Annotated in this window: 9 protein-coding genes, 2 tRNA genes and 1 pseudogene; 5 read left to right on the top strand and 7 right to left on the bottom strand. The window is 37.9% G+C overall.

The window, feature by feature from the left end:
* Positions 1 to 1,375 (bottom strand): GTPase HflX (gene hflX / locus AC33VI_RS09725; RefSeq protein WP_491782065.1); only part of this gene is annotated, 1,375 nt, incomplete at its 3' end.
* A 171-nt stretch (positions 1,376 to 1,546) separates the two neighbouring features.
* On the opposite strand from hflX, the gene AC33VI_RS09720 reads away from it, so the two are divergent.
* Positions 1,547 to 2,893, top strand: coding sequence for a helix-hairpin-helix domain-containing protein (locus AC33VI_RS09720; RefSeq protein ID WP_491782064.1), 1,347 nt, complete (start codon positions 1,547 to 1,549; stop codon positions 2,891 to 2,893).
* Positions 2,894 to 3,188: 295 nt separating this feature from the next.
* Complete coding sequence (locus AC33VI_RS09715) at positions 3,189 to 3,710, top strand: FHA domain-containing protein (protein ID WP_491782063.1); 522 nt, start codon at positions 3,189 to 3,191, stop codon at positions 3,708 to 3,710.
* A gap of 48 nt (positions 3,711 to 3,758) precedes the next feature.
* Here the strand turns inward: AC33VI_RS09715 and AC33VI_RS09710 are convergent, their stop codons facing one another.
* On the bottom strand, positions 3,759 to 4,223 hold the full coding sequence (locus tag AC33VI_RS09710; protein WP_491782062.1) for an ATP-binding protein: 465 nt from the start codon (positions 4,221 to 4,223) through the stop codon (positions 3,759 to 3,761).
* A gap of 332 nt (positions 4,224 to 4,555) precedes the next feature.
* On the opposite strand from AC33VI_RS09710, the gene AC33VI_RS09705 reads away from it, so the two are divergent.
* Entirely contained in the window at positions 4,556 to 5,689 is a 1,134-nt protein-coding gene (locus AC33VI_RS09705) for a SpoIIE family protein phosphatase (protein WP_491782061.1), read from the top strand.
* Positions 5,690 to 5,800: 111 nt separating this feature from the next.
* A complete protein-coding gene (locus tag AC33VI_RS09700) occupies positions 5,801 to 6,286 on the top strand; it encodes a hypothetical protein (protein WP_491782060.1) in 486 nt (161 codons plus the stop codon).
* Between the two features lie 83 nt (positions 6,287 to 6,369).
* Here the strand turns inward: AC33VI_RS09700 and AC33VI_RS09695 are convergent.
* The 5 genes from AC33VI_RS09695 to AC33VI_RS09675 all read right to left on the bottom strand — a co-directional run bounded on the left by AC33VI_RS09695 (position 6,370) and on the right by AC33VI_RS09675 (position 8,721).
* A tRNA-Glu gene (locus AC33VI_RS09695) sits at positions 6,370 to 6,442 on the bottom strand.
* A gap of 198 nt (positions 6,443 to 6,640) precedes the next feature.
* Positions 6,641 to 6,713 (bottom strand) — tRNA-Glu (locus AC33VI_RS09690).
* A 176-nt stretch (positions 6,714 to 6,889) separates the two neighbouring features.
* Entirely contained in the window at positions 6,890 to 7,447 is a 558-nt protein-coding gene (locus AC33VI_RS09685) for an NYN domain-containing protein (RefSeq protein ID WP_491782059.1), read from the bottom strand.
* A 97-nt stretch (positions 7,448 to 7,544) separates the two neighbouring features.
* Complete coding sequence (locus tag AC33VI_RS09680) at positions 7,545 to 8,246, bottom strand: energy-coupling factor ABC transporter ATP-binding protein (RefSeq protein ID WP_491782058.1); 702 nt, start codon at positions 8,244 to 8,246, stop codon at positions 7,545 to 7,547.
* A 199-nt stretch (positions 8,247 to 8,445) separates the two neighbouring features.
* Positions 8,446 to 8,721, bottom strand: coding sequence for a UPF0367 protein family (locus AC33VI_RS09675; RefSeq protein WP_491782057.1), 276 nt, complete (start codon positions 8,719 to 8,721; stop codon positions 8,446 to 8,448).
* A 267-nt stretch (positions 8,722 to 8,988) separates the two neighbouring features.
* Between AC33VI_RS09675 and AC33VI_RS09670 the strand changes: the two are divergent.
* Positions 8,989 to 9,128, top strand: a pseudogene (locus AC33VI_RS09670) (photosystem II D2 protein (photosystem q(a) protein)); the annotation flags it as partial.

Raw genomic sequence — 9,128 nt, 5'->3', positions numbered from 1 at the left:
GAATAAAACCAACGGTATCGGTAAGTAAAATATTTTGGGCGACTCCCGTATCGGCATGGGGGATAGATAAACGACGAGTCGTTGGATCTAGGGTGGCAAATAGTTGGTTGGCTACGTATACTTCGGAATTAGTTAAAGCATTAATTAAAGTAGATTTACCCGCATTGGTATAGCCGACGATCGCCACACTGGGAACGTCCTGTTTTTGCCTTTGTTTGCGCATTCTAGAGCGATGTGCCTGTAATTCGTTGACTTCTCGCTGTAATCGAGCTATACGTTTGGCAATACTTCTTCTTTCGGTTTCTAACTTGGTTTCACCAGGGCCTCTCGTACCGATACCACCCCCCAAACGAGACATCGCCTGTCCTCGACCTACCAAGCGGGGTAGCATATATTCTAGCTGGGCTAATTCTACTTGCAATTTACCCGCACGAGATTGTGCCCGTTGGGCGAAAATATCGAGAATGATTTCCGTGCGATCGACTACTCTAACTCCAAACTGACCTTCTAGATTGCGGATTTGGGCGGGGGATAAAGAGCGATCGAAAGCTACTAGGTTTGCTCCCAAGGTTTGAACTCTTAAAGCAATTTCTTGTACTTTACCTTCTCCTACTAAAGTTTGGGGATGAGGGCGCGATCGCTTTTGACGGATAGTTTCCAGAACTTCTCCCCCTGCGGTATCCACCAAGCCTACTAATTCGTTCAAACGGTCTTCAAATTCTTGTTCGGGGGTTTTATCAACTCTCAATCCCACTAATACCACGCGATCGTGGTTACTATCTACCTGTTGGGCGACGTATTCTCGTTCAAATTCTGCTTCTAAACTTTCTACTAGATCTAAAAAATCCCGATCTCCTAGAGCATTTAAGCTCATTGGCTGAGATACCGTCCAATATTCTTGCTTTTCGGCGATCTCTTCCGCTTGGGGCAATAAATGAGCTAAATAAACATCTTGGATATAACCAGTCGCGCCGCCACCTTTTTTGAATTTTCCCGTTCCTGTTAGAGTCAAAACAGCCAGCGCATCGAGTCTTTGGCGAACCATTGCCGTGAGACTCGATTCTTTAGGAGGTTCTGGTTTGAGCTTGGTGACAATACAGCGGATACCTGAAAGACGCTTTGCACCATAACGAGGCAATTCTAAAGGGGGAATTTGAGTTTGATGGGCATTGCCTACTCCTACCCTAATTACCTGTCCGCGACGATTGATATAGATACAGACGGGTTGATTTATATCCGTGCTAATAGCAGCCAGTCTTTGAGCAAATTCGGGAGTAACTATGACATCTCCTGGTTGCTTCTGATGATAAAGTTTTTTAAGCTGTCTTAGCTGACTAGATTTTAATCCTTTATATTTACCGTAGATAGTATCGATAGACGTTGCCCCAAGTTCAATAAAAATCAAAAAGTATTTTTAGATACTATAAGTTTAACTATTTTGAGCGCGCCATGTACCTTTGGTTGAATGCTGATTTATAACTCGTAACCTAACATTACTTTTTGTTGGGGATATTTCAATTAAATATTAAGTTAACAATGAATAATTATGGTAAAAATTGTCAATCGTAAATCTTTAGGAATCCAAAACGTCTACGATATTGGTGTAGACTGCGACCATAATTTTTTGCTAGCCGAGGGAATGGTGGCCTCGAATTGTTTTAATAAATCCCATTCCACTGCTTATGCTTATGTGAGCTATCAAACAGCATATCTAAAGGCTAACTATCCCGTTGAGTATATGTCAGCATTACTCACTGCTAGTAGTGGCAACCAAGAAAAAGTAGACAAGTATCGGGAAAACGCTCAGAAAATGGGGATTAATATTCTCCCCCCCGATATCAATCGCTCGGAAGAAGATTTTGTACCTCTGGATGATACGCAGATTTTATTTGGTTTTTCGGCGGTCAAGAATTTAGGACAGGGAGCGATCGAAAATATTATTAATGCGAGAAATGCCGATGGCGAGTTTAAATCTCTGGCAGATTTTTGCGAACGGGTAGAATTGCGTACGGTTAACCGTCGCGCTTTAGAAACTTTAATTTATTGTGGTGCTTTTGACTCGGTACAATCGAACCGCAAGCAGTTGATTAATGATATTGATGTCCTCACCTCTTGGGCGCAGCAACGCAGTAAAGAAAAGGCAAGCGGACAGTTAAATATCTTTGACATGATGAATAATATGGGAGAAAAAGATAATTCCGAACCTGTTTTTGAACAAGCACCCAGCACTCCCAAAGTAGAAGATTTTCCCTTACAAGAAAAATTGCGTTTGGAAAAAGAATATATTGGTTTTTATATTAGCGATCATCCCCTCAAGGCGATTAACCAAGCCGCTCAAATTTTATCTCCTATTAGTTTAAACTCTTTATCGGAACAAAAAGCCAGACAAAAAGTTAGTGCGGTGGTAATGTTAAACTCCGTCAGAAAAATCGTTACTAAAAAAGGCGATTCGATGGCTTTCGTGCAGATGGAAGATATTACAGGAGAAGCAGAAGGAACTATTTTTCCTAGTACCTATCAAGAGTTAGAATCATTATTAGTAGAAGGCAAACAATTAATTGTTTGGGGTAAAGCTCAACAACGAAATGATAAATATCAATTAATTATTGATGATGCGGAAGCAGTCGAACAAGTCAAAATGATTATGCTAGAAATTACTCCTCAACAGGCTTTAGATCCAAGCCAAAGTAATTATTTAAAAAGAATTTTATCCCAACAATCTACAGAACCAAATAAGTTTAAAATTCCTGTAATTGCCGCGATTGGAAAAGGAGAAAAGCGACAATTTATTCGTTTGGGATCGAAGTACTGGGTGGAAGATGAAACTAAAGCTTTAACATCTTTGCAGTCGGCAGGATTCCAAGTACATTGCGAACCATTATTGTCTAAGTAAAACTAACGATAATACTAATAGTTCCATAGTTATACTGATGACATTTAGCTACAAATATAATTCTCTTATAAGGTGTTTAGAAGCAAACTATATTTGTACAGACAGTTATTTATTGGGATAAATAAGTTTACTTGGTCAAAAAACAAATTATGAGATATAAACATAGATAAGATAATTTGCTAGTTGAGAAACATAATATTTCATATTCATTAAATTTAATCGACTCTTGGAATTATTTTAAAAATTTTGTGCCTTATCCAATTCTCCATAACAGGTATCTCAAGTTTGCAATCACATGGCTGAAAACAAACCCAAACTAAATTTAGTCAAGTTAAATCAAGCCGATCTAGCTAAAGGGAGGCACGTTTTAATTGTGGAATCACCCGAGTCGAGACGAGCAGTGTCTCTTAATTCTCATGTTTTTTCTCTAGGTCGCCATCCAAATAACGATTTGGTGATTAACGACCCCCTAGCATCGCGCCATCACGCTACTATTGCTTGGATGAGATACACAGAAGACGATCAAAAAGTAGATTATTCTTATTGGATTATTGATGGTAAAGGTAAAAGAAAACGAAGTCGTAATGGTATTATTATCAATAATAAAAGAAAGTCTTTACATAGATTGAGTACTGGCGATGTTATTCGCATTGGTAATGCCATTAAAATTTCGTACAACTATATCACTTACTCTACAGACAGTAGTCAATTTTTAAAATATTGTGATAAAGATAGAACTGAATATAAATCTGACTTTTCCCAAGAAAAATCTTATAAAGAAACTATTGTCATCGAAAATGCTTTTGAGGGAGAATAGTTATTAATTAAAAAACTGATAAATATTAACTTAATTTAAGATTGAATTTTAGATTTTAACCAAACCTTTAGTTCGACAATTACAAAATTTTTTAACAATCGACAAGCAGTTACGACTGCCATTAATACGTTGATAATCTAAACGGTCTGCAATTTTATTGAGCAAGGGAATACCTCTGCCACTACTGAGCCACTCACGATGTTCTTTGGCGTAATTTACAATAAAGCTTTGTAAATCAAAAGCAGAACCATAATCCCAAATTTTAATTTCTAAATAATTTTGTCCCAATAATACTTCGATTTCAACAATCGTCTCTGGGGGTAAATTTTTACGGGCGTGTCTGACGGCATTAGTAAATCCTTCTGCCAAAGCTAAACGACACTGTAGCCAGTCTCGACAGGGAATGAAAGATCGATAAATTTTATTAAATTCTAATAGTATTTTATCTAACTCTTGTAGATCGCTTTTAACTTCAATCTTGATTTGATGCAGTATTTTAAATTTATTTTTCATCTCCAAAAAGAGCGATAGTAATCAGATTACAAAAGAGCTAGTTTTTAGTCCTTTATCTTGGATTTGTTATTTTTTTAGTATCCTCAAGGATATGATGGTGTTAGACTATTTTGTTAAGTTTAGCAAGAACATTTATCTTTTTCCGAAAGATTATTTTTGGTAAACCAAAGCGAGAATTTGCCTTGACTGTGTTGATGAGGATCTGGTTTTTTCTATTAGTTTGAAGAAATTCGTCCTAGGAATGGTACTATCTTAGGCTATTAGATCGCTCTATCTAGAGAGCGATCGCTATAATTTTCGATCCTTTAGTATCGATCGGATATTAATGTAATATGGCTAAAATTCTGATTATTGATGATGATTTTACAACTCAACTGCTTTTAGAACGTACCCTAAGTTTAAAGGGTTACGATATTACCTTGGCAAGCGATGGAGAGGAAGGTCTAATTAAGGCAAAAACCATTTGTCCTGCTTTAATTATTTGCGACTGGATTATGCCTCGCAAAGATGGTTTGGAAGTATGTTCGGAGATTAAGTCGATTCCCGAATTATCTACTACCTTTTTTATTCTTTTAACTTCTTTAGATTCTGTAGAGGATCGAATTAAAGGTTTAGATGCTGGTGCTGATGACTTTTTATGTAAGCCGATCGAGATGAACGAACTAACTGCAAGGGTTCGTGCTGGTTTACGATTGCATGAATTGAGCAAGGATCTGCAAAATCAAAAACAGTTATTAGAAACAGAATTGGCAGAAGCAGCCGAATATGTCAGTACAATATTACCAGAACCTTTACAACATCCTATTCTAAATATTGATGTTTGTTTTATTCCTTCCAGACAATTGGGAGGAGATAGTTTTGATTATTTTTGGCTGGATGAGGATCATTTAGTATTCTATCTCTTGGACGTTTCGGGACATGGTTTGAGAGCTTCCTTACCTTCTCTCGCTGTAGTGAATTTATTGCGCTCTCGGGGCTTGAGCAATGTAGATTATTATCAACCCGATACGGTTTTGCAGGGTTTAAACCAAGCTTTTCAGATGAGCGATCGCAATGATAAATATTTTACTATTTGGTATGGAGTTTATAACTGTCAAAGTCGCAATTTAGTCTATTCTACTGCGGGACATCCTCCTGCAATCTTAATCTCTTCCAGTAATGTGTCTATCGCTAAACGACTCAAAACCCCAGGTGTACCAGTGGGAATGTTTCCCCAAATTAAATATGTTAGTGATTCTTGCCAGATTAATCCCAACTCTAGTTTGTATGTGTTTAGCGATGGTTTGTATGAAGTAGAACAACAGCCTAATTCTCCTTGGGGTTTGGAAAGACTGATAGATCTGCTTAAAAAATATCAACTAACACCTGAGAGGAATTTACCCAGACTATTGCAATATGTTAGAACTTGGCATCCTAATTTTCAATTTGAGGACGATCTCTCAATATTACAGGTTGACTTTTTTTAAGTGATTAAAAAAAAATATTGGTAAATACAACTTTTGTAAAGGTTTGTATCAAGATAGTTGTGGCAAGATAAAATTGAACTTTTTTCGCTCGAACAACCAGAAAAATACATTATGACTCAGCCTTTCCAATTTTCTAACGGTCAATTGGCTTATAGTGCAGAAGATTTATTAAAATTATGCCAGCAATTTCCTGCTGATGGGGTTAATTATTTAGTTAGAGAGGATTTAGAAAAATGGCTTACTTATATAGGTCAGGAAGATATTGCCCAATGTGCTGCTAATGCTCGTCAGACTCCTTTAGAAGATCGTCAAAAACTAGAAGAATTCTTAACTAAGTGTCATTCTTTGTCTTCTCCCAAGACCGAACCACTCCCAGAAGCAGTCGAATCGCAACCCTCTTCCGCAATCGAAGAAGCCCCCGCAGAAACAGTTGAAAAAACTCCCGTAGAAACAGATCGACCTGCTGTCGTTGAAACTTCTGCCCCCTCGTTAGAATCAGAACCTTCTACAGCATCTAATTCTACCGAAGCAAAACCCAGTTTTTTTAGAGCGATCGCTAGATTAATCGTAAATGTTTTGTATCGAAACCAAAATTAATTTTATTTGATTCAGCATTCATAAACATAAGATGAAATGAAGAAAGAGCCTGGTTCTAATAACCCGACTCTTTCTTCATTTAGTACCCCCAAGGGAATTCGAATCCCTGTCGCCTCCGTGAAAGGGAGGTGTCCTAGGCCTCTAGACGATGGGGGCTTAGACATAAGTATTGGATTACTACTTTTTCCGCAACGTTTTTAAATATATCGAATATTTTTGTACTTGTCAACACTTTTATTTGTAGAGAAAACCTTGATGGTTCGAGAATATTTTTTTAATTCAGCAACCTATAAAGTTAAAATAAAACATAAATAAAGAGCCAGGTTTTGACAACCCGACTCTTTCTTCATTTAGTACCCCCAAGGGAATTTGAATCCCTGTCGCCTCCGTGAAAGGGAGGTGTCCTAGGCCACTAGACGATGGGGGCTTATGGGTGAGTATTAGATTACTACTTTTTCCGCAACGTTTCTAAATATATCGAATATTTTTATACTTGTCAATGCTTTAAAAAAAAGAGTTTCTGCGGTTAAAAAACTATTTTTATCTTAGCGATCGCTTTAAGCAATCGAGAGAATTGAAACAGTATCAACTTGTTACTAATAGTCATTGCATTCCTCGCTGCATCTGCTTGAGACGTTTTTGAGCAACAGGATCTAGGGCATTAAATAAAAAACGACCAGAAGGTTTCTTCTTGGTCTGTTTTTTGGTTCTCTGTTTGGTTTTGTGGGCTGCCAGATCTACTTCTCTTGCCAGCATTTGAGCCGATCTCCATTCTGCTCCGTAACCAACTACCGTCAGTTGTTGGGCGCGATCGCTGGTTGCCACAATTAATCTGGTGGATTCTTGCTGGTACTTTTTACGAGCAAATACCGCACAAAACTTTTCAATGTAAGTATCGGCAGTTTCAGCAAAAGCCGTATAATGCACCGACAAATTAGAAGTATGTTTTTCAGTACTGCGAGGAGTATCTTGGTAGTGAGCGTCAAATACTATTTTGGTACGGTATTCTACGCTCGCACTATAGTTAATTAGGCATTCTATTAATTCGCGGCGAGCTACTTCTAGCCCATCACGATCGCGACTTTTCTTCAGGTCAGACCAATCGCCGATGATATTGTAACCATCAACCAGTAGTATCGCCTGGTGGGAGGAGGGAGGCATTGCAATTTACTTACTTTTTTAAGGAAAAAATTATACTCTCCCATTCTAGGCAAATTTGTTAACAAAAAGTTAAATAAAGTCAATAAATCTTTGTTTTTTAGGTTTCTGCTGCTAATAATTTTTGTTTCATAACTTGAGGATCTCCTTGAGCGATTACTTTGCCTCCCGCTAACAAAAAAGCTCCATCACAATAATCTAATTCTTCTAAACGATGAGTAACCCATAAAGCGGTCAAGTTGCGTTCTTTGACTAATTTTCTAACTTGAGCTACCAATTCAATTTGCGTATCGGGGTCTAATAAAGCTGTCGGCTCGTCAAACATAATTACCTCGCAATTGCGAGCGATCGCTCCTGCAATGGCAATCCTTTGTTTTTGTCCTCCACTCAAAGCATGAATCGGTCTTCTTTCTAGTTCTGAAAGACTAACAGCATCCAACGCCGAACGAACTCGATCTCTGACTTGGACGACAGATAGATTTTCTTCTACCAAACCAAAAGCAATATCAGCACCTACAGTAGGCATGACTAACTGATGATCGGGGTTTTGAAAGACAAATCCAGTCCGATAAGGCATTACTATCGAACCGCGATCAGGAATTAACAATCCTGCCAAAAGTCTCAATAAAGTGGATTTACCGCTACCGTTATTTCCCAATAACATCCAAAACTCTCCTTGAGGTACTTCCAAGGAACAATCTTCTAAAACTTTAGCCTCTGACGACCAGCTAAAGCATACTTTTTCGACTCTAATAACTGGTGTTTTGTCCGATTTCAAACTTTGGTTGCTGGGATAGGACATTCTTTTGACAGGATAGGGGATGAAAGATGAGGCAATAGGTAGTGGTTAGTGGATAGTAGGTAGTGGGTAGTAGGGTAGTGGGTAATCAGTAGGTAATAGGTAGCTGTGCTTAACAAGTCAATCAGTCACTCAGTCCCCCAGTCCCCTAGTACCCCAGTCACTCTATTCCCTCATTAGCTTAGTATCAAGGGATAGTTTTTTACTTATCGTTTGCCACAGCAGCAAAGAAGCCAGGGACTCTCCCTTCTGCCATACCGCCAGTTTTCTTATCAATTTTGACTGCGCAGATTGTATTAGCTTTGACTGCTACTTTCTTATTTTCTTCTTTGTCACAGGTAAGTTCGATAAGATCGGAACTGCCAGAGCGCATAGCCTCCATAATTTCTTGATAGAGACTTTGGGCTGCGTCTTCTTCTTTGCGTTGTACTGAAATTGGTAAAGGAATATCTTGTAATACTATATCGATGGTGTACATAAAACTTTCATAAAATATGGTTGCATCTTTTAGATTATCTTCGATCTATAGTTAAATTCCCATGTTTATTTAACTTCGACAGCAAAAATCTTAATTTTTTTTTTGTATTTAACCCAAAAATATCGACTATTTTCTTTTAATATGTGTAATATAAGTAAAGAAAAGTTAACTTTTCTCACAATTGGATTGATATATATTTGTATCAAATCCGATTAAATCGTAATAATTTTAACGATCTTATAAATATATTTCGGAGATCTAATCTTTATGACAATAGCAGTAGGACGCGCGCCTGCTCAACAAGGCATCTTTGATGCAGTTGATGACTGGTTAAAGCGCGATCGCTTCGTATTCGTAGGATGGTCTGGTATTCTGCTTTTCCCCTGTGCCTACATGGCAATAGGTGG

The organism is Waterburya sp., assembly GCF_058530065.1.
This window is presented reverse-complemented; position numbering and strand designations above follow the sequence as displayed.